Here is a 23924-nt window from a genome sequence, read left to right as displayed (position 1 = left end):
CTTACCTCCGCTAATGTGCGAATATTGAAGCAAAAGTGATGTCATCCCAGTGCTTGACACTGGGATGGCTTTGTTGCATCGCTCTTCGGATAGTAGGTAACGTACAATAAATTCATGAAGCTATCTCAAACTTAGCCATGCCTATTTCAGTAAATTTGTTAAGCAAATAACACTTGAGTAGCAGTTCCTTCTCACGATTAATCTCAGATTTGCTCCTAAAACTAAACCCAAATATTCGCTTCAACCTTGAGAAAAATCCTTCAATATACGATCTTTTTCCGTAATTTACTTCTTCTTTCCATCTTTTTATACCATTCTCACCATGTAATTTCATTAACTGAATAGCGGCATTTCTATCAAGCATATAATCCAATTTTGGATGCTCTGCTGCGTTGTTTTTCGGAGGAATTTTCGTTTTTATACCATATTGATTACACAGCTTATAGAGCTTTTCTCTGTCATATGCCCTATCTGCATATAGTACTTTTATGACATACTGAAAATCGACTTCTTTTAGCAAATCACAAGCTCCATAGTGATCAGAGTAGACACCGTTACTGTATTTTACAGCTATGGCTTTTTTGCTGTTTGTATTCAACATTACATGCAATTTTCTTGTCTGTTCATAGCTGCGATACTTTCTATCTTCGCTATTTTCTTTGCTATGACCAGGAGTGTTGTTGTATATACTAATTCCTGTACTGTCTATAGTAATTTCGATATCTTCCATATTATTTTTATCAATTCTGCAATCATTGATCTTAATATTGAGTTTCTTAAACCTTCTTGATGATTGTGAATAGCTGATAACTTGCAAATTTTTCCCAATTTGCTCAAGGTATCCTGCTATAAACCCAACTGTTTGCCTCAGGCCTATTCTAAATAAACAAGTTATTATGTGCACCAAAATTACAACTTTATCGCTATAAATATTGTTGCCACCTGGTATTTTTGGACCATTCTCGTACCACTTTTCTATGGCTTCGTTGATATAATGAAAAATATTTCCTCTTTTTTCTAGAAATTTGTTATATTCGCTATGGTTACTGACCCTCATTTTTTGTGGCATATTTTTTCTTTCAAGGTTAAATGGCTATTTTATAATGAATTTTGTCAGTAGCCACCAGATTTTTTCAGTTGCTATGCAACAAAGCCCACTGGGATCCAGGAAAAAAAGAGCATAGATCCAGTGGATGGCAGGAATTGGTGTCATGAAAGTAGCTGATGCTAGAATTTAGCTTTTTATGCAGCCTTATCAATTTAGTATAAGATCAGCTATTTTTCATACTCAACAAATCAGTTTACAAGCAAACTTTCCTGGATCCCAGTGTCAAGCACTGGGATGACACCCTCCTTGGCAAACAATGTTCGTACAGCTATGTGCGTGACGCTGGCGCTGGAATCTAGAAAAAAATAGATCCAAGTAGTCAAGCTACTTGGATGATACTGACTGCTAATTTTTTATGCAAGAGGTCCAATCATTCACCGTTCTTGCAAGTGATAGCACTCTCACTTCTTTTGCACCGGAGTTTAAAATTTCCTGAGAGCAAGATCTTACAGTTGCTCCGGTTGTTACCACATCGTCAACTAATATCACGATTTTATTTTCGATAATTTCTTTGTTGCTTATACTAAAAGCCTTCTTTAAATTTTTTTCACGCTGTTTAAGTGAAAGACCAGCTTGAGGCGCAGTATGGCGAAGGCGTTTTATTGCAAATGGCGTATAGGATAAATTGGACAACTTACTCAATTCTTTTGCAAGCAGTGCTGCTTGATTATATTTACGTTTAAACAAGCGCATTTTATGTAACGGTATAGGAATTATGATCTCTGCGTTCTGAAATGTATCCTGATTAGCTTGGTGTATCCACTTTGCATAGATTTTTACGTAATTCAAATTATCAAAAAATTTGAAATTTATAATCATGTTTCTACTATGTTGATCATAAGCAAAAACTGATCTTAATACTTTAAACGGTGGAGGATTGATGATGCACTTACCACACGTATAAATATTGTCTGAGATTACTACGCCACAAACATTGCAGTAATGCTTAGTTAGAAAATTGATTTTTTTGTTGCATTCACTACACAGATTAAGATTTTCATCAATGATACATTCGCAACTTACGCATACGCTTGAAAATATGAGATTTGTAGCTTTTTTTAGTAAGAGAAGGTTCACAACTCATTAAATATATTATAAAATAATTTATATAGTATAGCTAAAGTAACTTAAGCTTACACTCTTTCACTTTTTATTTCATTTCAATATAGTTCAAACTGAGCCACTGCTGAGTGCTGTAGCTAGTGCAAGTCAGGTTTTCCTACGTCATACCGCCGCGGTATCTCTAGATCCCGCTAACAAGCAGCGGGATGACGAATTTGTCGTTTATCAAATCGTCGGTAAACCTAAGTCACTTTAGTTATAGTATCAAACATAAAGGTTGCAATATTATGTTGGCTGCTAAAATAGCACCAAGTGCACACAATGAATACACTTTCTCTGCCCTGTGACCCACGTTTATCATTATCTTGATAATACTTGTTATAATTGTCTTTACTCTCAACTCCACAAATTACATCTTTCACAGGTCCTAGCACATTATCAACGTAACGTACAGATTTATAGCACCGAACAGAAAAATCTGTCAAACCAGGAAGAAACTCTCCAATTTAAGTTTTAGTAGTTTTTAAGTACAATTGTACAGGAGGTGCTTTTGCAGTTATAACCGAATGTTTCACTGGTGCCATAAGTGCCCGTTTTATAGCATGGTTTTGGGAGGAACGTTCGAACCATTGATGGAGCCATATTTTATGACTACCTCGTTTAGGAGATTGTATAATCTTAACCATTCCCAAGCTGAAGCGCTTCGTTATTATAAATTATAGGAGCTACCATGAAAAAAGCAAAAAGTAAATTAGAGATAATGAATCCTAACGCAGCAGGAATAGATATCGGTTCATCTGTGCATTATGTATGTATACCTGAAGAAAGAGATGAACAACGTGTACAAAAGTTTAGCTGCTTCACAGAAGATCTTCACAATATAGCAAAGTGGTTAAAGAAGTGTAAAGTTACTACAGTAGCTATGGAGTCAACAGGAGTATATTGGATTCCTTTGTTCCAAGTACTTGAATCGTATGGATTCGAAGTAAAACTGGCAAATGCAAGGCATGTAAAAAATGTACCTGGGAGAAAATCAGACGTCCAGGATTGCCAATGGCTACAACAACTACACAGTTATGGGTTAATCCAAGGATCGTTTAGGCCAGATGATCAAATGTGCATATTGCGTAGTTATGTTCGGCAACGTAAAAATCTTACAGAAAGTGCGACTACACACATTAATAGGATGCAAAAGGCGTTAGTACAAATGAATATTCAGTTACATAAAGTAATAAGCCATATAACAGGTGTCACTGGAATGCAAATTATTAAGGCTATAATCGAAGGTGAAAGAAATCCTAATAAATTAGCTGAATTAAGGGATGTGCGAATAAAGAGTGATAAATCGGCTATTGCCAAAGCACTAACAGGTGACTACAGAGAGGAACATTTATTTGCATTACAGCAGGAATTTGAACTATACAATGTTTATCAGGAAAAAATAGCAGAGTGTGACAAAAATATTGAAAACCACTATAAGACATTTGAAGCAAAATCTGACGAGAGTAGAGAGTTAAGCAAGGAAAGAAGTAAGTATCGAAAAGATAAGCTAAACTTTGCCTTGCGTGAAGAATTGTATCGAGTAACCGGTATAGATTTTACTAAAATTCCTGGATTTGATGTACTATAGCTTTTTTTACAATAATCCGAACAGACCGTAATATGCTACTGGCCTGCTATAGCCATAAACACATATCTTATCGCATTCGGACTATTATAAGAAAGGCTATAACTGTACAAGCTATTATTTCGGAAGTTGGTATTAACTACAGTAAATGGCAATCAGAAAAGCATTTTACTTCATGGTTGGGGCTAAGTCCTGCTAATAAGATTACAGGGGAAAAAGTATTTAGGACAAGAACTCGTGAGGTTATCAATCGTGCTGCGAATGCATTTCGAATGGCTGCTTATGCCGTGGGAAAAAGTAAGAGTGCATTGGGTGCATATTATAGAAGATTAAAAAAGCAACTGGGATCCCCAAAAGCAATTACTGCTACAGCAAGGAAATTAGCGTGTATCTTCTATCAAATGTTGAGATACGGACAAGAGTATGTGGAAAAAGGAATGAACTATTACGAAACACGTTACAAAGAGAGAGTCGTGAAAAATTTGATCAAAAAGGCACGGGTTTTTGGTTATATCTTGGTGCAACAGGAAGAGCTAATTGAGGGAGTTTCTTAGGAGGAGACAATATGTTATCAGATTTTTTAACTGATTTTAATACTGCAAAATTACAAAGTAATTTAATACCAAAAGGTACAATAGTCAAGGTAAAAATGGCAATTAAACCAGGAGGTTATGAAAATTGGTTCACTAAAAGCTACACTACTGGCAGCATCTATTTAAACGTTGAATTTACTGTCACTGAAGGTCCATATGCAAAACGCAAGATTTTTCAAGTAATTGGTATTAAAAGTGGCAAAGCAAGAGTTGAAGGAGAAGATACTTGGGGAGAATCTGGACGTTCTATGCTTAGAAGCATTTTGGAGTCAGCACGAAATATTCATGCACATGACACTTCAGAGAAAGCGGTTACTGCTAGAAAAATCAACTCTATAGCTGATTTTAACGGGTTAGAGTTTACTGCAAAAGTTGGTATTGAAGCTGATCGGTATGGAGAAAAGAACAAGATTGCTACGGTTATTACTCCAGAACAATCTGAAGTTGATTGGTTGCCATTTTGAAGTACGACGAAGAGAAGCTCTGGATTGCTGTAATTGAGAGAGCTATCAAAGATGCAGCAGGAAAAAATCCAGAGCTAAAGAAAGAAGCAATTAAATGGTTTGATTCAGAGTCTTTTGAAACTGTTTGTGAGCTAGCTAATCTCAGCTCTAAACGTATGAAAAGTATGTATGGGGGTTTTATGCAGAGAAAGGAAATAAAAGGATTATTGATTGATAATATTAAGAAGTGTGTACCTTACCTAATTCCAAACGGTAATTTTTATCGAGAGAGGACTTATGTTGGCAATTTTGATGGGAATACGATTACAGTTAAAATAGTAGGTAAAGAAACTGGAAACTGGCGTAATTTTACTAAAGGAATTAGTGGTGATATTATCGATCTTTGGACTTTAGTTAAAGGTGATATAAATTCCGCTAAGAAGTGGTTAAATACTAAAGAAAACACAACAGAACATAAAATTACATCGTTTTCAGCAAAGCATTACTTAAATGATAAATCACCAATGCCAAAAGATATAATAGGCCCAAGAATTCTAACTCCAAGTGGTCTTTTGGTCATAGGTGGAGCTCCTAAAATAGGAAAGAGTAATTTTCTACTTTCCATGTTGGTACATTTAGCTGCTGGAGTATCATTTCTTGATATGAAGCCTGCAAGGCCACTTAAGATATTCTATCTACAGAATGAAATGGAATATGATTACATAAGAGAGCGCTTACAGAAGCTAAGAATCAGCAAGAAAATCCTTGATGCAGGAACAGAAAACTTAGTTATTACTAAAAAAGTACAGTTAACTTTGAATGTGGAAAAAATAAAGGAAATTATGTCGGAAAATCTCGATGTAAAAACAGTTGATCTTATAGTAATAGACTCTGTTTTTGATTATAGGAGTATGATCTCTTTTCTGCAAAATAGTATTGATGAACTACGCTCTATAACTAATCCTGCTGCTGGAGTAATAGTTACACATTACACCAAAAAAGTGTCAACAACCACGTTAAAAAAGAATCCATTTCAAGCATTGAGTGGTGCTAATGTTTTAAGAAGTTTATATACATCTGGAGTAATGATATTTAGGCCAGAAAGGAATACTCTGCAATTGATGTACGAACTTAAAAACGGCAAACCAATACCAACAAAATTCATAAACATGGTTAACGGACGCTGGATAGCCACAGCTTAACCAAATTTCTAAACTTTAAATATATTGGAGATTTTATGGGTATCTATTGTGATTTTAATACTGCAGCTCCACGAAAAAATGCATCATTAGTAGAAAAAGAACAGCTTAAAGCTCAGCTTCTGTTAAATATCAGATCATGCCTTTCTTATCTATTGCCAAGAGGGATTTTTTGTGGTGATAAGTTTTATGTAGGCAATATACAAGGTGATAAAGGCAAGAGTCTAGTAGTAGAATTAAGTGGCAGTGAAGCTGGCCTATGGCATGATTTTGCAACAGGAGAAGGTGGTGATATCATTGATCTTTGGGCAGGAGTACATAGAAAAAGTACGAGAATAGAGTTTCCTGAAGTAATGACTTCTATAGCTCAGTGGCTTGGTCATTTCAAAACTTCAAGTAGTCCAACTGCATATTGGGATTATTACGATGAAAACGGCCAAGCTATTGTTAGAGTATATCGTTATGATGATGATAGTGGAAAGAGATATCTTCCTTTTGATATCAAAAAATCCACCTTTAGTGTACCAGAGATAAGGCCACTATATAATATTCCAGGTATTTTAAAGTCCGATAAAGTTGTTCTGGTTGAGGGAGAAAAATGTGCAGAAGCGCTGATAGAGAAAGGAATAACTGCAACAACAGCAATGTCAGGAGCAAATGCACCTATTGAGAAGACAGATTGGACTCCACTTAAAGGTAAACATGTTATTATTTGGCCAGATAATGATGAAGCAGGCAAGAAATACGCTGAAAAATCTGCTATGAAACTTACTTGTCTTGGAGTTGAAGAACTTTGCATTTTGGAAATACCTAAAGATAAACCAAAGGGTTGGGACGCTGCTGATTGCGTGAAAGAAGGTATAAATGTTGAAAAATTCTTATCTTTAATTCTTCAAGTTCCATATGTGAAAAAACTATCAACTACCGAGGAATTCTCGAAAGTTCAAAAAGCAGGACGTTGCATTTCACTTTCAGCAATTCCAGTAATAAAGTATTTAAACGATAAATCACCAATGCCGAAAGACATAATAGCTCCAAGAATTTTAACTCCAGGAGGACTATTGGTGTTTGCAGGTGCACCTAAGGTTGGAAAAAGTGATTTTCTTATTTCTTGGTTATTACACATGGCAGGAGGAATTCCATTTTTGAACATGATGCCCACAAGACCTTTGAAAATCTTTTACTTACAAACTGAAATTGGCTATCACTATATGCGTGAACGTCTTCAGCAGATTAAACTAAATGAAGAACTTCTTGAAATTGCTGGATATAACTTAGTTATTACACCACAAGTGGAGTTACTTCTAAATGATGATAGTATAGAGATTATTGTAGATAAAATAGAAAGTTCATTTGGCTCTAATGCAGTTGATATAATAGCAATAGATCCACTACGCAATATTTTTGATGCCGGCGAGAATAGTAGTGAAAATGACAACAATGCTATGTTATTCTTTCTACAAGAAAGGGTTGGTAAATTGAGAAAGCTGGCTAATCAAGATGCAGGAGTTATTTTAGTACACCACACAAAGAAGATGCAAAAGAAATCATTGGAAGAAGACCCATTTCAAAGTTTTAGCGGTGCAAGCAGTTTAAGGGGATTTTATACTACAGGAATAATTATGCACAGACCAGATGAACAACAAAGTAAACGTCAACTAATCTTTGAGTTACGTAATGGCCACGCTATTGCATCAAAATACATTGATAAGATTAACAATAACTGGTACGTAGTTGATTATGAATCGCAAAGACTTGTGAACAAAGATTATGGCCAAAGGTTAGATGCAGAACGTTTGCGTAGGTATGATACTATTCTACAATTAATTTATGATGAAGCACGGAAGGGACGTCTATATACAATAAATTCGTTCTGTCAGGCATTTGAGAATAAAGCAGGTCTTGGTAGTCAACATTCGATCCGTGAACGTATTGATACTTTAGCTACAAAGGGCTATATAAAATTTAATAGAGAAGGTAAAAATGGAGCAAGAACTAGATATGGGGTGCTTTGTGTTGCAGGCATGGAAAAGAAAAGTAAGGTATTTGATCATCAACTGAATAAAGAAGTGACAATTTATGAAAAGGTCTTACCAACCGACTATAAATCACTGGAGAATGGTAGCATTTTACCAGTTGAAAATCCGAATACTTGGGTTCATCATAGCATCTGCGATTAATAAAATTAAAATAGAAAATATGAGTTATTTCAGTCTTCGGATTTGCTCAGTTTGTCTTCAGAATTTGCTTAGTCTATGCAGACTGAATTTAGTAAGGATGAAAGAAATGCGAGATTTTCAACAACTTAGAGGGGTTGTTGAATTTTATAGCTACAGACTGAGCAATAGGGAAAAAGTTCAGGAATATAGAGGGTTTTGTTCAACTCTCAGTTTTCAGAATAACTCCTATTATTATATAATAATATAGTAGTATGACTTTAAAACATACTACTCTGTTCGTTTCTCTTTTACTTACAATAATAAGTTATGTATATGTGTAAAGCTCTCTTTCAAAGTTATCTGATAAAAGAAATGAAAGAAAACGCTCAGAAAAAACAAATGGCCCGTAATTGCGTTTTAAAGCCATTCTACAACTTCAGGGTACAATTATACCACCTTGACCTAAAGAACGCTTATAACAGCCCTTAAAAGCCGATTAACACCATGTCTTAACTTATAAGAAAGACCATATGTTGATTTTATCACGTTTTACTTTAGTTGTAAAGAAATTTTTTTAATGTATGAGACAGATTTGTATAGTCGATATTTTACGTAACTTATGGCGCTTAATTGGTTATTTAGTATCTCTAAAACTTAACGAGTTGCTTTTATAACCAAAGTAAAAGGGTTAATACGGTAACCATAATCTTTACGCGATGATCCAGGCCAACCAACTGTTTGAATCACATCATTACGTTCGATGTTTAGTCCTAACTTTTTGGCTAATGTAGTTTTTATTGTTCTTTGAATTGTGTTTATTGGTTTTCTAATGTAATGTTCTGGATCTGCTTCTGGATCAAGATTTAGGCGCTTTTCTATTTCAGTTATGCTAAGCAACATGTGTTTTTCAGGGGGTAATTCTTTTTTACAATCATGCAAAAATTGTTCAAATAATATGCGAAAAACTTTCATACATGCTACAGCTTTCTTATTTAGAATCTCTATATTATTTACATAAAGTGAGCCCTCTATCAATTGCAACTTTAGTAATTCCTTCTCTTTAGGAGGTTCAATTAGATTAAGTGAAGTATGCAAAATTTGCATTGAAGTATTTGGTATGAACTCTAGTACTCCTCTTTGTGCTGCTTCTTGAAATACTTCAATTAAAGTCTTATGCTGAAAGAAAAGGTCAACCATTTTTACTATGGGCAAATCAAGAGGTATGTTTGATGGATTTTTTCTCAGTATTACTAATACGGTTGGATTGACTCTTAGCCTATCTATGGTTAAGAATGTTGGATTGGTGCAAAAATCAAGAACAATGAGATTTACAAATTGACCTTGGTCACCAACATGATAAACTCCTCTTTCCACCTTTTGCCACATGAAATGCGTATTACTTAGCTGACCTTCAAACCAATGCATGATTTTCTCTGGGTTTAAATATACAGATAAGCGATGAAATCTTTGCTTCTTGTAGGTATTAGGTAAAATATCACGGTTGCAGTTTTCACAAATTATATTATCGCATGCTTCGTTAAAGTCCTCATCAATGAAAATCTCATTGTTACAGTATGGATCAACTATATTTGGCCAATCTAATTTATCTTGTCTACGAGAGCAGATAATATAAGACCTCTCTTGCATCTTAATTAATTCAAGATCTGACAAATACCTTGCTGCTTCGATGTAATTTTGATTTGGATTAACCCAAGAGCTGCCAGAATTAAGAAGATCAGAGATTTGCTCTTGGCAAGATTGTAAGACCATAAAATTGTTTTATGTATGCTTTAAAATCCTCTCTTTCCCTTTTATTCAGAGGATGTTCAGAGTAGTAAATTGCTATATACTCATCACTTCGCTTGAAAAATAAGCCTATCTTTTTGCCTTGAAATATTACTTTAATCGATTCTATAAATGGCACTATGTCTCCTACAAATGGCTTTAAAACATGCAATTCCGGTGCAATAGGATCATATGGAGCAACAGTCAAAGTGATATTAGTATAGCTGTAATTGAAACGATTTGACTGAAACTTTAACTCAAAAACACGAATATTTGAATCAGATTCATTAATACAAGTTTCTATAAATTTATGCACCTGTTCCGCGAAGTTTTTATCCTGCACATCTACAAAAATACATTCGCAGCCAAAGTAACAACTTGCAATGCTATTTGCTATTTCTATAGCTTGATCGATATTTCTAGCACCAAGATCTACCTGAGTGCCATTTAGTAGAAAATCCAAAATCATCCACTCTGCCTTATGGCCATGAATAACTTTGTTTGAATTTAACAACAAATCTATATCGCTAGCTTTGCGTATTAACACATATAAACGATTCTGATGATAGAAGAAACCTTGTAGTTGATTCTCGAAACTGTCATTTCTCTTAATGTTATCTTCTTTCAGTATTTGTTGTATGATTTCCTCTGAGATAAAGTCCTTAAATGGAGTACTTGGTCGTCTTGGTATTTTTTGTAAGGCAAAAGACATGAAACTCTTTCTTTGTATTTTTTCAAAGTGATAGACAGACTTTAAAAGATTGTAATCTGCATGAAACAGTAGAAATAGCAAAGACTTCTTATCATATTTATTATTATTTTTTACAAGGTAGGATTTCATGAGTTCCGTAGTTAATGCAGATCTTGCAATTTCACTGACAGTAACTTCTAGTTTTGCACGGTCAAAACAGGTAATCAAGTAGTAAGTAAGGAGAGAATCGGAATAATTAGCAATCACTTTACGTTTGTATTGTACAGATGTATTATCGCAACTTTCATCATCAAAGAGTTGAGCATTTAATTTATCTTTAAAGAAGTTTTGAAAAATGATATTTAATTGCTTACCAGAAAGTGAATCTATCCAAGACTGACGTATTTTTGTATTGTGAAAACGATCAAGCAAATGGTTAACAGGTACTTCTAAATCATCTTCCCAAAATTTACGATTTGGATAAATGTTCATAAGAAACTAACCACACCATAATAACATAATAGACTATTTAAATAGTTAAGATAGAAATCTGAAAGTCTTGACCAATAATTATGCAATGGCTGTTTACTGATTTTTAACCAAGTTTTTTCTAAAAAGTTTGCTTAAGAAGAAGATTTTTTGGACAAAAATTTTTCAAATCCTGAATATATATTATATAGCACTCTAGCGAAACAAATTCTGAATATAAATGTCAACCCTAACACTGGACCTTGGCAAGCAAACGGGCTGGGCAATTCTAACAGATGGAATAATTCAAAGTGGAAGCAAAAGCTTTCATGGTAGTCGTTTCAGTGGAGGTGGCATGTGCTTCTTGAATTTTCGTAATTGGCTTAATTCTTTGAAGGACATTTCTGCAGTGTATTTTGAGGAAGTAAGAAGACATCTAGGAACTGATGCAGCGCATTGCTATGGCGGTTTTCTCGCAGTTCTGTCTTCTTGGTGTGAAGAGAACAATATTCCCTACCAAGGTGTTAATGTTAAAACTATAAAACGCTTTATAGCAGGCAAAGGCAATGCAAGTAAGAGTGAAGTTATTGAAGCGATACGTGAAAAAAGTTTTTCACCTAGAGATGATAATGAGGCCGATGCTTTGGCATTAATGTTTTACGTTATGAATCTTAGTAAAGATTTTAACATATCAAGAATGCCATAAAAATGGGTCCTTTCGGCCATATTGGCGGGTTTGGTGGGTCAGACCCCAGGCCTTCTTTAGCGTCAGAGATATTTTGAATATTAACTTTTTAATTATTAAGATATGAATTTAGCAATCCACTACTATCCTGTTGAAAACCTCCTCGAATATAAGCGTAATCCTCGTAAAAATGATGATGTAGTAAATAGAATGTGTGCTTCTATTCGGGAGTTTGGTTTTCGTATACCAATAGTTGCAAAAAGCGATGGCACTGTGGTTGATGGTCATTTAAGACTTAAAGCAGCAAGAAAACTTGGTATGGAGAGTATTCCAGTGGTTTTAAGTGATAATCTAAATGAACCACAAACCAAAGCTTTTCGATTACTGGCAAATCAATCAGCTAATTGGGCAAAGTGGGATGATGATCTTTTAAAGGTAGAAATTCAAGAGCTAGAAGATTTGCAGTTTGACCTTAAAATGACAGGATTTGAATTAGAAAAAGTTCAACATTTCCTTGATGATTTAGATAGTGAAAAAGAAGATCTTTCTGACTTAGTTGTTGATGACAAAAAAGTAGAAATAACAAAACCAGCTGATCTATGGATTTTAGGTGATCATCGAATCTATTGTGGTGATAGCTCTATAGTTGAATCATATAAAGCGCTGTTAGATGATAAAATGGCAGACATTACTGTTTGTGATCCTCCATATAACGTTGATTATGGTAGTAGCCAAGAGAGAGAAGATAAAAAAATATTAAACGATAATCAAGGTGAAAAGTACGAACTTTTTCTCTATGATATTTGCACTCATATTTTAGCATATACGAAAGGTGCAATTTACATCTGCGTATCATCATCAGAGTTTTCAACGTTGCAAAAAGCATTTGAGGAAGCGGGAGGAAAATGGTCAACATTTATCATTTGGGCGAAGAATCACTTTACGCTAGGAAGATCAGATTATCAAAGACAATACGAAGCAATGCTTTATGGATGGAAAAGCGGCAATAAACGTGAGTGGCATGGAGGTAGAAATCAAAGTGATCTGTGGTTTTATGATAAGCCAACACATAATACACTACATCCAACGATGAAGCCAGTAGAGCTAATGGAGAAAGCAATAGTTAATAGCAGCAGACCTGGGGATACTGTACTTGATCCATTTAGTGGTTCTGGCAGCACACTGATTGCATGTGAGAGAACAGGAAGAATTTGCAGAACAATAGAGCTAGATTCAAAATTTGTAGATGTAACGATAAAACGTTGGCAAGTATACACAGGTAGGGAGGCAATTTTAGCCAGTACTGGTAAAACTTTTGCGGAAATTCAAGAAGAAAATTCGTAAAAAGGAGCGAAAAGAGAGGAGGAAAAGAGTGGAAAAAATCACACAAACAGAATGGGCAAGAGAGATAGGAGTATCAAAGCAATATGTCTGTTATTTAGTAAAAAAAGGAATAGTTGAGCTGGAGGATGGACTCATTGACCGAGAACAAGCAAACAGGGCTATAGAAACAATAAGAGATCCAAGTCAACCACTGAGAAGAAAAAACTATTCAGAAAGCGGAGAAAAACTTTCCACGATGTTGCTAAAAACTAGAATAAAAAATGAAATGGAACGTGGTAAACTGCTTGAGGCGAAAGCTAAGGCTGAGATAGGAGAACTTATAGCAGTAGAGGAAGTAAGAAATGAAGCATTTAACGTAGCAAGAGTTGTCCGTAATAATTTGCTTAATATTCCAAATAGAGTTTCAGCACTGCTTGCATCACTGAGTGACACTGAAAAAATTCACGAGACGCTAACTGAAGAGATTACAAACTCACTCCAAGAATTATCTAACGCTAAATTTTAAATATAAAAAGATTTTGAATATAAAATGGCTGATAACTTAAGTTTAGAGTTAATAAAGTGTCTCATCAATCAACCTGGATTAGATGTTAATGTTAGAGGGTTAAACGGAAAAACTCCACTGCATTGCGCTATAGAGTTTAAGCATGGTAGATTTGTTACTCACGAAGAAGAACATTAATCCTTTTGTGGAAGATAATGAAGGTAAAACATCTCTTGATTACGCCAAAGAAGGGAAAAAAGCAGAAATATTACAAGCACTAATTAATAACAAGTACGGGTCAGAACAAGATAGCTTACTTCATTTAGCTGCGATGATAGGTGAAATTAATGCAGTGAGATATTTGATCAGAAAAGGTATTGACGTTAATGTACGAAATGCTTTGCACCATACTCCATTACATCTAGCAGCAGGCATAGGACATGCAGAAGTTGTAAAGATTTTGATAAGAGAAGGAAAAGCTGAAATAGATGTCTTTGATGCACGAAATCAGACACCAATGCACTATGCAGTTAATAATAAAAAGTTGGAGATAGTAAAGTTACTGCTGAAGCTTGGAACAGATGTGAATAGTGCACGCATGGGACAAAACTCAATGAAATTGTCACCTGTGCATATAGCTGTAAGTAATGCTAATTACGATGAAAGAGACTTATGTCTTGATATCCTCAAATCCTTAATAAAGGAGCCTAATGCTCAAGTAAATTTGCAAGACTACGAAAATAAAACACCACTACATTATGCTGAAAGACTAAAAACAATAGAAGTTTTACTAACGCGAGAAGATATAGACCCTCTGGTAAAAGACGATAGCGGCAAGACACCGTTTGATTACGCTAAACCTGAGATAAAGAAGGCTTTGATGAGTAATAAATATGGTTCTGAAAAGAATAGTCTACTCCATTTAGCTGCACAAAGAGGAGAAATTGAGCTTGTAGAGTCTATCTTAAAAGAAGAAATCGATATTGATATTGTAAATAATAAAGGTTTATCACCGATTTACCTTGCTGCGGAAAAAGGGCATTTACATGTAGTAAAGTTATTGCTGAAAAAAGGAGCAAATTATACACCTGTTCTGCACTTAGCAATCAAGTCAAATAATTTAGAATTGCTAAAAACTTTATTTAAAGAAAAGAGCATCAAATTACCAGATGAGATAGGCAGATCTGTACCAATTTATTATAGGTGTATAGAGCATAGAGATGCAAAAGTAAGAAAATACAATAGTGTGATCTGTGTTTTTACCTCAGTAAGTGCAGTAGCAATGGCAGCATATATAGGTTTAACAGCAACAACAATAAGCAATGCAATCATTTTTGCAACAATAACAGGAATACTTGCGCTTATTATAGCAATAATGATAAGTGAGATGAGCAAAAGATATATAGAAAATGAATTTCAGAAAAAGATGTTTATGGAATTGGAGGAGTGTGGAGGAATAAACTCTACTGTTAACAATATTGAGATAGAACCAATTATGAGTAGATGCAGACAATGATATACGCTAGAGCTTTTTCTGAAGGTTTAAAACCAGATCCAGAGCTTAAAGTATCAGAGTGGGCGAATGAGTATCGAGTTTTAGCGCCAACTGCAGCATCAGAGCCAGGAAAATGGAGAACAGAGAGAACTCCTTATTTAAAAGAAATCATGGATTCACTATCTCCGTCCTCACCAGCAGAAAAAGTAGTATTCATGAAAGGAGCACAGATTGGAGGAACAGAAGCTGGCAACAATTGGATTGGCTATATCATCGATCAAACACCAGGACCAATGCTAGTAGTACAGCCAACAGTTGAAATGGGAAAACGTTGGTCGAAGGGAAGATTTGCACCGTTAATAGAGAGTACACCATGTTTAAAAAGTAAAGTAAAAGACCCAAGGTCAAGAGATTCAGGGAATACTGTACAAAGTAAGGAATTTCCAGGTGGAATAGTAGTAATAACCGGAGCAAATAGCAGTGTAGGTCTCAGGTCCATGCCAGTAAAATATCTCTTTCTTGATGAAATAGATGCCTATCCAGGAGATTCAGGTGGTGAAGGAGATCCAGTGCTGCTCAGTATTGCTCGAACTAATACATTTGCAAGGCGAAAGATTTTTTTAGTATCAACGCCAACGATTCATGGAATAAGCAGAATTGAGAAAGAATTTGAAGCAACAGATAAGAGATATTTTTTTGTACCATGTCCGCATTGTAATTATTACCAAATATTAAAATGGTCACAAATAAAATGGGAAGATAAAAATCCAAATACAGCACACTATATATGTATAGAATGTGGTGAAAAGATAGAAAATCATCAAAAGACAGAGATGCTAGACCGTGGAGAATGGAGAGCAACAGTGGAAGTAGCAAAAAAAGGGACAAAAAAAGGATTTCATCTTTCAAGTCTTTACAGTCCAGTTGGCTGGTATAGCTGGACTCAAGCAGTAGAGGATTTTCTTCATGCAAAAGAAAGTGAACAATTACTAAAAGTTTGGATAAATACCACTTTAGGAGAAACTTGGGTAGATAAAGGAGAAGTACCAGACTGGAAGCAATTATTCAACAGAAGAGAATTTTTTCCCGTAGGCACAGTACCAAAAGGCGAAGTAGTTCTTACAGCAGGAGTAGATGTACAAAAAGATCGTCTAGAGGTGGAAGTTGTAGCATGGGGAAAAAGCCGTGAAAATTGGTCAATAGACTACCGAGTATTTGAAGGTGATACTGGAAGAGGAGAAGTATGGGGAAAGCTTTCGGAGCTTCTGAGTCATCATTTTATCGGTGAAAATGGGCTTGAATATATGATAAGTATGATGGCGGTTGATGCTGGGTATGCAACGCAGGAAGTGTATAACTGGGTGAGAAGTCATCAAGGCTCTGGAAGAGTAATGGCAGTCAAAGGTGTAAATAAAGCACTAGTACCACTTAGCAGCCCAAGTAGAGTAGATATAACAGTTGGTGGTCAAAAGCTAAAGAGAGGAATAAAGCTCTGGCCAGTGGGAGTATCGATATTAAAGTCAGAGCTTTTTCAATTACTTAATATTTTGAAAGAAGAAGAGGGAAAAGCTCTGCCTGGATATTGTCATTTTCCGGAGTATGCACCTGAATATTTTAAGCAGCTAACGGCAGAGCAATTAGTCAGCAAGGTAGTAAAAGGATACACCAAACAGGAGTGGCAAAAGGTAAGAGAAAGAAATGAAGTATTAGACTGTAGGATTTATGCAAGAGCAGCATCGATAGCACTGGGAATAGACAGATGGCCAGAGAGTAAGTGGAATAGTTTGAGTGGAAAAATGGAAAGTAAAAAGCCTAAAAAAGTGAGACAAAGTAAATGGTTGAATGAGAAGTAAAATGTACAATCAGGAATATTTAAGTCAAGTCGAAGAAGCGATAAAAAAACTGCAAAGCGGAGAGCGAGTAGTATCAATTGCATATGGTGACCATGTGGTGAGATATGCTGAAGTTCAGATAAATGACCTGCTGAATCTACGGCAACGTATTAAGGCTGAACTGAAAGTTGCAGGTGTGAGACCGAAGAGAAGAATTGTGATTGCGACAAGTAAGGGAATTGACAAAATTGTGTAAAAATGTTATAGTTTAAAATTGGTATTTTCTAGTTAAAATATGGATCAAAGTCAAGAAAGGCTTAATGTTAATGTAAATTTTGAGGGGGAATTTGCTCACTACCTTATAGAAATGGCAAAAGTTCAAAATAGAACTATAGAAGAGGTTGTAAAGGACCTAGTGGAAGAAGAAATTGAAGCAAGTAAATTATCTGAAGAAGATGATGAAATAGATGAAGTAGATATAAAGTTGGCTAAGCTTTCTCTTGAGCGTGATGCTAGAGGTGATGAAGAAATTAGAAGTGAGGATGTAGATTGGAATAGAATATTATCTGCAAAAACAGTCTAAAGGTGGAGATACAAGCTGAGATACGATATTATCTATTCAAAAAAAGTTCTTGAGGAAGACTTTCTTGCATTACCACCAACGATAAGATCTAGAGTGAGAAGAGCTGTAGATAGTCGTCTTGCAACCAACCCTAAAGCAATAGGTAAAGCATTATCGCATGAATTCAAAGGGTATTTTAGGATACGAGTAAGTGATTATCGTGTAATTTATAGGATAAATTACTCAAAACACACAGTAACTATTACTGCAATGGGACATCGGAAGGACATTTATGAACGCAGCCCAGAATAAGCGTTGGTATTTGTGCAAGAGCCTCATGCATAATTTATAAAGTGTTAACAGCCAGACTCTCCAGCAGCTTGCTGTAATTTTTTAATGTCAAATTGCGCAACAAACTGCTGCATAATCAAAGAGGCAAAATGCTATTAAAATCGTTCAAACAACTATTTAGTAAGCCAAAAATCAAAAGCTCAGCGTGGGATGCAGCAGGCTCAGGAAGAAGATTTTTTCACTTTCAACCAGAGTTAGGAAGTATAAACAATTTGCTGTCTCAAAGCCTTGAAACTTTACGTAGTAGATCACGTGATATGGTGAGAAAAAATCCATATGCAGCAAATATTATTGATACAATAGTAAGTAACTCTATTGGAACAGGAATAAAACCACAATCAAAAGCAAAGAATGCAGAATTTCGAAAGAAAGTGCAAGAATTATGGCTAAAATGGACAGATGAAGCAGATAGCTGTGGAATAAGTGATTTTTATGGATTACAAGCTCTGGTATGTAGGAGCATGATAGAAGGTGGAGAGTGTTTTGTACGCCTCCGACATCGTAAACTCGAAGATGGATTTTCTGTACCATTGCAACTTCAAGTATTGGAATCAGAGCATTTGGACAATAAGAGCAATCAAACACTAGCCAATGGTAATGTAATAAGAAACGGGATTGAGTTTAACAGGCTTGGGCAAAGAGAAGCATATTACCTATTTAAAGAACACCCTGGTGAAAGTATGTTTGGAGAATCAGTGAGAGTGCCAGCAAATGATGTTTTACATATCTATAGACCATTAAGACCTGGGCAAATTAGAGGAGAGCCATGGCTTTCTAATATACTGCTAAAGCTTTATGAACTTGATCAATACGATGATGCAGAATTAGTGAGAAAAAAGACAGCAGCGATGTTTGCAGGGTTTATTACGAGACTCGATCCAGAAGCAAATATCATGGGAGAAGGTGAAGCAAGTGAGCAAGGAGTAGCATTATCTGGCCTAGAACCTGGAACAATGCAGCTTTTAGACCCAGGAGAAGATATAAAATTTTCAGAGCCGTCTGATGTTGGAGGAAGTTATGAAGCATTCATGAGACAGCAACTCAGGGCAATAGCGATTGGTACAGGGATAACATATGAGCAGCTAACAGGAGATTTAACCGGCGTTAATTATTCATCAATCAGAGCAGGATTAATAGAGTTTCGTCGTCGATGCGCTATGCTGCAACATAACATTGTGGTATTCCAATTTTGCAGACCAGTATGGAATAGATGGCTAGAGTTAGCAGTACTTTGTGGAGAACTCTGTATAGATGAAAAAGTAGTAAAAGCAGCGAAAGAAGAAGTAAAATGGATACCACAGGGATTTGATTGGGTGGATCCACTGAAAGACCAGCAAGCACAGCAAATGGCAGTAAGGAATGGATTTAAGAGTCGATCGGAAGTAGTATCAGAAATGGGTTATGATGTAGAAGAAATTGACCAAGAAATAGCAGAAGATCAAAAGCGAGCTAATTCTTTTGGACTTTGTTTCGATTGTGACGTTAATGTGCCATAAAATACAATAAGGGGAGGAAGGTGATGTGGATAAATAAACCAATAATGGTAGAGAGAAGAAGTTTTGAACTACTATCATTATATAACAGCAAACAACCTATCTTTAAGAACTTAAAGCATTTTCATATAAACCCAAAAGGAATAGCAATAATACGTATTTATGGAGTTTTGACAAAAAAAACAGAAGCTTTTGATCATATTTTAGATATGACTTCGTATGAAAATATTCATGAAGAGATAGAGAGTGCTTTAGAAGATAAAAGCATAGAGACGATTCTACTTGACATAGACAGTCCAGGAGGGGAAGTAAACGGTGTCTTTGACCTAGCTGATTTTATCTATAGTGCAAGAGGAAAAAAGAGGATAATAGCAATAGCAAATGATGATGCATATTCTGCTGCATATGCTATAGCTTCTAGCGCTGAAAAGATTTTTCTCACCCGCACTTCAGGAGTTGGGAGTATAGGAGTAATAGCAAGTCATATAGATCAAAGTAGGTTTGATGAAAAGCAAGGTATTAAGTACACCACAATCTTTGCTGGTAGTCGAAAGAATGATTTAAACCCACATGAGCCAATGACGTCTGAAAGTCTGGGAAGCTTACAAAAAGAAGTAGACCGACTATATGAAATGTTTTTGCAGCTAATAGCAAGGAACAGAGGTCTTTCAATTGAAAAGATTCGATCAACAGAAGCAGGTCTATATTTTGGCGAGAAAGCAGTAGAAATAGGTCTTGCAGATGGAGTTACAACATTTTTTGAATTTATCAATAATCATAGGAGTGTTAGCATGACAACTAATGAGTTAACTGAGGAAGGCTACGAGAACTGTAGTAGAGAAATTTTAGAGATAATAAGATTATGTAATATATCAAAGATGCCAGAAAAGATAGGAGAATTTATTGAGCAGGGCGTAAGTGTTGAGCAAGCAAGGGAAGTTTTAATGGAACTGCTAGCAGAGCGAACGAAGAAGACAGAGATACTGAGTGCAATACCACAGAATTCAGGAGAAGATTTAATGATACAGGTAGCAAGAAGTCGTAGGAGTTAAAGTATTTTTATAACCGCCGCGTACAATAACTACAAACATGGCGGTAAAACTAAAGGAAAAAAAGGAGAAAAGAAAATATGACATGTATAACCGAACAAAATAATCTAGGTGACTTATTAAAGTATGAGGCATCAAGTCTATATTCAAGAGATCAAATAACAGTAGCAAAAGGGCAGAACCTAAAGCTTGGTACAGTAGTGGCTCTTGATAAAGATAGCATGGTTAAGATAATAAATCCAACTGCCACAGATGGTACACAAACAGCAATAGGTGCAATAGTAAGTGATGTAAATGCGACAGAAAATGCTAAAGCAGTAATTATTACTCGTGTTGCAATGCTAGCTGATTGTGCGGTTGTGTGGCCAGCAAATATCACTGAAGAGCAGAAAAATGCAGCAATAAAGCAACTTGAAGGACGAGGGATCATTATCCGTAAAGCGGTGTAAAGCTATATTAAACAATAAAAAACACAAAGGGGAAAATAAAAGATGCAAAATCCATTTACAAATACAGCATTTAGTATGACGGCACTAACAAATGCGATGAATATATTGCCGATAAATTATGGACGAGTTGAAAATTTAAATTTGTTTCCAAGTAGGTCAGTAAGATTTAGACATATTACGATAGAAGAACACAACGGAGTGTTAAGTTTACTACCAACGCAAGTACCCGGAGCACCAGCAACAGTAGGAAAAAGAGGAAAAAGAAAGATAAGAACATTTACGATTCCGCACATTCCGCATGATGATGTAGTGCTGCCAGAAGAAGTACAAGGAATAAGGGCATTTGGATCAGAGAGTGAACTTAAAGCGCTTGCAGATGTAATAACTGATCATTTGCAGCTAATGAGAAACAAACATGCAATAACATTAGAGCATTTGCGAATGGGAGCGCTGAAGGGAATTATTCTTGATGCTGACGGGTCAGAATTATTAAATTTGTACAACGAATTTGAAATCACACCAAAAGTAGTAAATTTTGCCCTTGGAACAGCAACAACAGATGTCAAGCGTAAGTGTCTGGAGGTATTGCGACATATCGAAGACAACTTAAGTGGCGAATATATGACCGGAATTCATGCCTTGGTAAGCCCTGAGTTTTTTGATGCACTAACTTCGCATAGTAAAGTGAAAGAAGCATACGAGAGATGGCAAGAAGGAGCAGCGCTTCGAAATGATATGAGGTCAGGATTTACGTTTTGTGGTATAACATTTGAGGAATATAGAGGGCAAGCAACTGATCCTGAAGGAACAGTAAGAAGATTTATAGAAAAAGATACAGGGCACTGTTTTCCACTAGGAACAGCAAGTACATTTACAACATATTTTGCACCAGCAGACTTTAATGAAACAGTAAATACTCTTGGACAGCCACTCTATGCAAAACAAGAGCCAAGAAGATTTGATAGAGGAACTGATTTACATACGCAGTCAAATCCTCTGCCAATGTGCCATCGTCCGGCAGTTTTGGTAAAAATTAGTTCTAGTTGATGAATATAGGAAAATTATTGGAAGATTGTTTTGAGCATCTAGGAGTGGAAGCCATATATTGTAATAAAAATAAGGAGAGTATTCGTAAAATGAAAGTGCTAATTAAACGTCCCGATACTACGTATTCTTTAGGTGCAGATGGAGCATTAACTCAGCAAATTGCTTCTATAGAAATACGTGATCAGGACGTTACTTCCTTTAGCATAGGTAATTATATCAAGATTGAAAAAAGGTTCTACAAGATTTTTGAACCACCATTGAAAGATTCTTCAGGTAAAATATGGAAAATTGAGGCAATAGAAAGTGTTTAATATTAAAACTAGTAACAATATTAATGAAATAATCTCCAATATTGACGGAAAAGAGCAGAAAGTAAAACTGGCAGCTATAAAAGCACTAAATAGAACAGCACTATGGTTAAAAGCAAAAGCAGCTAAGGAAATCAGTGAGGAAAAGAAGATAAAATTAAGTTTGATAAGAAAGAGATTAAGAATTTTTAAGGCGAAAACTAGCAGATTAGAAGTGTTAATTAGAGCAAATCTCTATGACATTAGAGCATCGGCAATTGGCAAAATACAAAAAACAAGAAGAGGATCGAAAGTAGGAAAGTATGAGTTTATAGGAGGATTTGCAGCAGTTATGCCAAAAGGAAATAGCGGTATGTTTAAACGTGAAGGAAGAGCAGCATTGCCAATAAAGGAAGTAAAACTACCGCTGGAACCAGAAGGCTCAAGAATAATAAAAGACCTTGTTAATTATGAGAGTGAGAGAGTGTTTGAGAAATACTTTAAGCATGAGCTAAACTATATTTTAAAGATATGACAAAGTTCTGGACAGATTTACATCAAACAATTTGCAGCACACTGAAGAAAGAAATACCGTCTATACAGACATGTGAAATTTATCCAGCAATAAGAAAAGAATTGATAGCGCCAGCGTTATTTGTAGAGCTTGTGAGTTTAGAATCGGGAAAAGATCCTGGAACAGAGGAATTAGCGCTAAAAGCAAGATTTGAAGCAAGGGTTGTAGTTGATGGAACAGTCGAGGATTCCTCGTTAGTTGTAAGGTCATTAGCAGCAGAAGTAGCAAGAGTAGTGAACAAGAATACCTGGGAAAAGAATGTATCTCCGGCTGAATTTCTTTCTGCAGAGCCTGATGGATTTAGACCCGAATTAGATGCATATTTGGTGTGGATGGTTGATTGGAATCATCAGCTTCATTTAGGTAAATCGATATGGACAGAAAATAAGATTAAGCCACATACGATTACAATAGGAGAAAATGTTAGAGAGTAATTTTGCTATTTCAGAGCTGCAAAGAAAATTAGCAAACATTGTACGAATAGGGCTTGTAAAAGAAGTAGATTATGAAAAAGCAAAAGTAAGAATTAAAATAGGCGAATTTTTAACAGATTGGTTGCCATGGATAACAAGCAAAGCAGGAAAAGATAGAAATTGGTCTCCGCCAGATATTGATGAGCAAGTAGTTATACTTTCCCCGCTGGGAGAATTATCTTTAGGAGTAGTACTTCCTGGAATATATCAACAAAAGTACTCTGCACCAGAAAATAAAAAAGAGGTGAGTAGCTTAACATTTCAAGATGGAACAAAGTTGTCATACGATAAAGATAAACATCATTTAGAGATTGAAGTAGTAGACAAAATAACACTGAAAGCTGGGGAATCGAGCATAGAAATGACAAAAAGTGGAATAAAACTGAAAGCAGAAAGGATCGACTTAAATTGAACAAAGGAATAGTAAGGTTAGGAGACTATTGTGGAAAAGCTATACCACATTTCTGCATTAGCGGAAGTAATAATGTTTTTGTAAACGGCAAGTCAATATGTAGGCAAGGAGACAGTTTTAGTGAAGGAAAAGTAATGATTCAAGGATCAAAAATAGTGTTTGCAAATGGTCTTAGTGTAGGAAGAGTAGGAGATATAGTTTCATGTGGGTTTAAAGTAATAAAAGGCAGTGAAAGCGTCTTTGCAAAATAGA

The 23924-nt window shown here is 35.6% G+C and carries 24 protein-coding genes and 3 pseudogenes; 23 read left to right on the top strand and 4 right to left on the bottom strand.

Annotated features, from left to right (window positions below; genetic code table 11):
- Positions 1-112: 112 nt before the first annotated feature.
- Positions 113-1069, bottom strand: coding sequence for an IS5 family transposase (locus OOK97_RS06710; RefSeq protein WP_253303449.1), 957 nt, complete (start codon positions 1067-1069; stop codon positions 113-115).
- 384 nt (positions 1070-1453) lie between these two features.
- On the bottom strand, positions 1454-2185 hold the full coding sequence (locus OOK97_RS06705) for a ComF family protein (protein ID WP_264705256.1): 732 nt from the start codon (positions 2183-2185) through the stop codon (positions 1454-1456).
- 191 nt (positions 2186-2376) lie between these two features.
- On the opposite strand from OOK97_RS06705, the gene OOK97_RS06700 reads away from it, so the two are divergent.
- From OOK97_RS06700 to OOK97_RS06675, 6 genes and pseudogenes are all read left to right on the top strand, one after another.
- Positions 2377-2517, top strand: coding sequence for a hypothetical protein (locus OOK97_RS06700; protein WP_264705255.1), 141 nt, complete (start codon positions 2377-2379; stop codon positions 2515-2517).
- A gap of 383 nt (positions 2518-2900) precedes the next feature.
- Positions 2901-3791 (top strand): annotated as a pseudogene (locus OOK97_RS06695) (IS110 family RNA-guided transposase); the annotation flags it as partial.
- 104 nt (positions 3792-3895) lie between these two features.
- Positions 3896-4351, top strand: a pseudogene (locus OOK97_RS06690) (transposase); the annotation flags it as partial.
- Positions 4352-4362: 11 nt separating this feature from the next.
- On the top strand, positions 4363-4854 hold the full coding sequence (locus OOK97_RS06685) for a hypothetical protein (protein WP_017532026.1): 492 nt from the start codon (positions 4363-4365) through the stop codon (positions 4852-4854).
- Positions 4851-6035 carry a helicase RepA family protein gene (locus OOK97_RS06680; RefSeq protein WP_264336614.1) on the top strand — a complete coding sequence of 395 codons (1185 nt, stop codon included), beginning with the start codon at positions 4851-4853 and terminating at the stop codon, positions 6033-6035. The genes OOK97_RS06685 and OOK97_RS06680 overlap by 4 nt, the downstream gene beginning before the upstream one ends.
- Positions 6036-6070: 35 nt before the next feature.
- Entirely contained in the window at positions 6071-8212 is a 2142-nt protein-coding gene (locus tag OOK97_RS06675) for an AAA family ATPase (RefSeq protein ID WP_264705254.1), read from the top strand.
- 633 nt (positions 8213-8845) lie between these two features.
- Here the strand turns inward: OOK97_RS06675 and OOK97_RS06670 are convergent.
- Together OOK97_RS06670 and OOK97_RS06665 are read right to left on the bottom strand one after the other, a co-directional pair.
- Positions 8846-9961: a hypothetical protein gene (locus OOK97_RS06670; RefSeq protein WP_264705253.1), complete on the bottom strand. Its 1116-nt coding sequence runs from the start codon at positions 9959-9961 to the stop codon at positions 8846-8848.
- On the bottom strand, positions 9927-11159 hold the full coding sequence (locus OOK97_RS06665; RefSeq protein WP_264705252.1) for a hypothetical protein: 1233 nt from the start codon (positions 11157-11159) through the stop codon (positions 9927-9929). The genes OOK97_RS06670 and OOK97_RS06665 overlap by 35 nt, the downstream gene beginning before the upstream one ends.
- A 217-nt stretch (positions 11160-11376) precedes the next feature.
- Here OOK97_RS06665 and OOK97_RS06660 point away from each other — a divergent pair, with 217 nt between their 5' ends.
- The 17 genes and pseudogenes from OOK97_RS06660 (at position 11377) to OOK97_RS06580 (ending at position 23923) form a co-directional block, all read left to right on the top strand.
- Positions 11377-11841, top strand: coding sequence for a RuvC family protein (locus OOK97_RS06660; RefSeq protein ID WP_264705251.1), 465 nt, complete (start codon positions 11377-11379; stop codon positions 11839-11841).
- Between the two features lie 102 nt (positions 11842-11943).
- Complete coding sequence (locus OOK97_RS06655; RefSeq protein ID WP_264705250.1) at positions 11944-13164, top strand: DNA modification methylase; 1221 nt, start codon at positions 11944-11946, stop codon at positions 13162-13164.
- Positions 13165-13192: 28 nt separating this feature from the next.
- Positions 13193-13669 (top strand): hypothetical protein, encoded by a 477-nt coding sequence (locus OOK97_RS06650; protein WP_264705248.1) that lies wholly within the window; start codon positions 13193-13195, stop codon positions 13667-13669.
- A 24-nt stretch (positions 13670-13693) separates the two neighbouring features.
- Positions 13694-15164 (top strand): annotated as a pseudogene (locus OOK97_RS06645) (ankyrin repeat domain-containing protein).
- Positions 15161-16996: a phage terminase large subunit family protein gene (locus OOK97_RS06640; protein ID WP_264705660.1), complete on the top strand. Its 1836-nt coding sequence runs from the start codon at positions 15161-15163 to the stop codon at positions 16994-16996. The pseudogene OOK97_RS06645 and the gene OOK97_RS06640 overlap by 4 nt, the downstream one beginning before the upstream one ends.
- A 1-nt stretch (position 16997) precedes the next feature.
- Entirely contained in the window at positions 16998-17231 is a 234-nt protein-coding gene (locus OOK97_RS06635; RefSeq protein WP_143688830.1) for a gpW family head-tail joining protein, read from the top strand.
- 39 nt (positions 17232-17270) lie between these two features.
- Positions 17271-17558, top strand: coding sequence for a hypothetical protein (locus tag OOK97_RS06630; protein WP_143688829.1), 288 nt, complete (start codon positions 17271-17273; stop codon positions 17556-17558).
- A gap of 93 nt (positions 17559-17651) precedes the next feature.
- Positions 17652-17849, top strand: coding sequence for a type II toxin-antitoxin system RelE family toxin (locus OOK97_RS06625; RefSeq protein WP_237350101.1), 198 nt, complete (start codon positions 17652-17654; stop codon positions 17847-17849).
- A gap of 128 nt (positions 17850-17977) precedes the next feature.
- Positions 17978-19384 (top strand): phage portal protein, encoded by a 1407-nt coding sequence (locus tag OOK97_RS06620; protein ID WP_264704939.1) that lies wholly within the window; start codon positions 17978-17980, stop codon positions 19382-19384.
- Between the two features lie 23 nt (positions 19385-19407).
- Entirely contained in the window at positions 19408-20433 is a 1026-nt protein-coding gene (locus tag OOK97_RS06615) for a S49 family peptidase (protein ID WP_264376980.1), read from the top strand.
- A 77-nt stretch (positions 20434-20510) separates the two neighbouring features.
- Positions 20511-20879 (top strand): head decoration protein, encoded by a 369-nt coding sequence (locus OOK97_RS06610; protein ID WP_264376981.1) that lies wholly within the window; start codon positions 20511-20513, stop codon positions 20877-20879.
- 42 nt (positions 20880-20921) lie between these two features.
- Positions 20922-21926: a major capsid protein gene (locus tag OOK97_RS06605; RefSeq protein WP_264704940.1), complete on the top strand. Its 1005-nt coding sequence runs from the start codon at positions 20922-20924 to the stop codon at positions 21924-21926.
- Complete coding sequence (locus OOK97_RS06600; RefSeq protein WP_226080688.1) at positions 21926-22237, top strand: head-tail joining protein; 312 nt, start codon at positions 21926-21928, stop codon at positions 22235-22237. Before OOK97_RS06605 ends, OOK97_RS06600 begins: the two co-directional genes overlap by 1 nt.
- 19 nt (positions 22238-22256) lie before the next feature.
- Positions 22257-22748: a phage tail protein gene (locus OOK97_RS06595; protein WP_406719938.1), complete on the top strand. Its 492-nt coding sequence runs from the start codon at positions 22257-22259 to the stop codon at positions 22746-22748.
- Positions 22745-23221 (top strand): hypothetical protein, encoded by a 477-nt coding sequence (locus tag OOK97_RS06590; RefSeq protein WP_264704942.1) that lies wholly within the window; start codon positions 22745-22747, stop codon positions 23219-23221. The genes OOK97_RS06595 and OOK97_RS06590 overlap by 4 nt, the downstream gene beginning before the upstream one ends.
- The gene (locus OOK97_RS06585) at positions 23208-23672 is read left to right on the top strand and encodes a phage baseplate assembly protein V (protein ID WP_264375430.1); all 465 of its coding nucleotides are present in this window, start codon (positions 23208-23210) and stop codon (positions 23670-23672) included. Before OOK97_RS06590 ends, OOK97_RS06585 begins: the two co-directional genes overlap by 14 nt.
- Positions 23669-23923 carry a PAAR domain-containing protein gene (locus tag OOK97_RS06580; protein WP_264375431.1) on the top strand — a complete coding sequence of 85 codons (255 nt, stop codon included), beginning with the start codon at positions 23669-23671 and terminating at the stop codon, positions 23921-23923. Before OOK97_RS06585 ends, OOK97_RS06580 begins: the two co-directional genes overlap by 4 nt.
- Position 23924 lies beyond the last annotated feature (1 nt).

Origin of the sequence: Wolbachia endosymbiont (group A) of Gymnosoma rotundatum (assembly GCF_947250765.1) — a bacterium.
Taxonomy (GTDB): Bacteria; Pseudomonadota; Alphaproteobacteria; order Rickettsiales; family Anaplasmataceae; genus Wolbachia; species Wolbachia pipientis.
The sequence above is the reverse complement of the archived record's forward strand: the minus strand, read 5'-3'. Positions and strand labels throughout refer to the sequence as shown.

Coding starts and splice junctions, on each gene's coding strand:
- OOK97_RS06710 (WP_253303449.1), bottom strand. CDS start 1,069: ATGCCACAAAAAATGAGGGTCAGTAACCATAGCGAATATAACAAATTT.
- OOK97_RS06700 (WP_264705255.1), top strand. CDS start 2,377: ATGACGAATTTGTCGTTTATCAAATCGTCGGTAAACCTAAGTCACTTT.
- OOK97_RS06685 (WP_017532026.1), top strand. CDS start 4,363: ATGTTATCAGATTTTTTAACTGATTTTAATACTGCAAAATTACAAAGT.
- OOK97_RS06675 (WP_264705254.1), top strand. CDS start 6,071: ATGGGTATCTATTGTGATTTTAATACTGCAGCTCCACGAAAAAATGCA.
- OOK97_RS06670 (WP_264705253.1), bottom strand. CDS start 9,961: ATGGTCTTACAATCTTGCCAAGAGCAAATCTCTGATCTTCTTAATTCT.
- OOK97_RS06665 (WP_264705252.1), bottom strand. CDS start 11,159: ATGAACATTTATCCAAATCGTAAATTTTGGGAAGATGATTTAGAAGTA.
- OOK97_RS06660 (WP_264705251.1), top strand. CDS start 11,377: ATGTCAACCCTAACACTGGACCTTGGCAAGCAAACGGGCTGGGCAATT.
- OOK97_RS06655 (WP_264705250.1), top strand. CDS start 11,944: ATGAATTTAGCAATCCACTACTATCCTGTTGAAAACCTCCTCGAATAT.
- OOK97_RS06640 (WP_264705660.1), top strand. CDS start 15,161: ATGATATACGCTAGAGCTTTTTCTGAAGGTTTAAAACCAGATCCAGAG.
- OOK97_RS06635 (WP_143688830.1), top strand. CDS start 16,998: ATGTACAATCAGGAATATTTAAGTCAAGTCGAAGAAGCGATAAAAAAA.
- OOK97_RS06630 (WP_143688829.1), top strand. CDS start 17,271: ATGGATCAAAGTCAAGAAAGGCTTAATGTTAATGTAAATTTTGAGGGG.
- OOK97_RS06620 (WP_264704939.1), top strand. CDS start 17,978: ATGCTATTAAAATCGTTCAAACAACTATTTAGTAAGCCAAAAATCAAA.
- OOK97_RS06615 (WP_264376980.1), top strand. CDS start 19,408: ATGTGGATAAATAAACCAATAATGGTAGAGAGAAGAAGTTTTGAACTA.
- OOK97_RS06610 (WP_264376981.1), top strand. CDS start 20,511: ATGACATGTATAACCGAACAAAATAATCTAGGTGACTTATTAAAGTAT.
- OOK97_RS06605 (WP_264704940.1), top strand. CDS start 20,922: ATGCAAAATCCATTTACAAATACAGCATTTAGTATGACGGCACTAACA.
- OOK97_RS06600 (WP_226080688.1), top strand. CDS start 21,926: ATGAATATAGGAAAATTATTGGAAGATTGTTTTGAGCATCTAGGAGTG.
- OOK97_RS06590 (WP_264704942.1), top strand. CDS start 22,745: ATGACAAAGTTCTGGACAGATTTACATCAAACAATTTGCAGCACACTG.
- OOK97_RS06585 (WP_264375430.1), top strand. CDS start 23,208: ATGTTAGAGAGTAATTTTGCTATTTCAGAGCTGCAAAGAAAATTAGCA.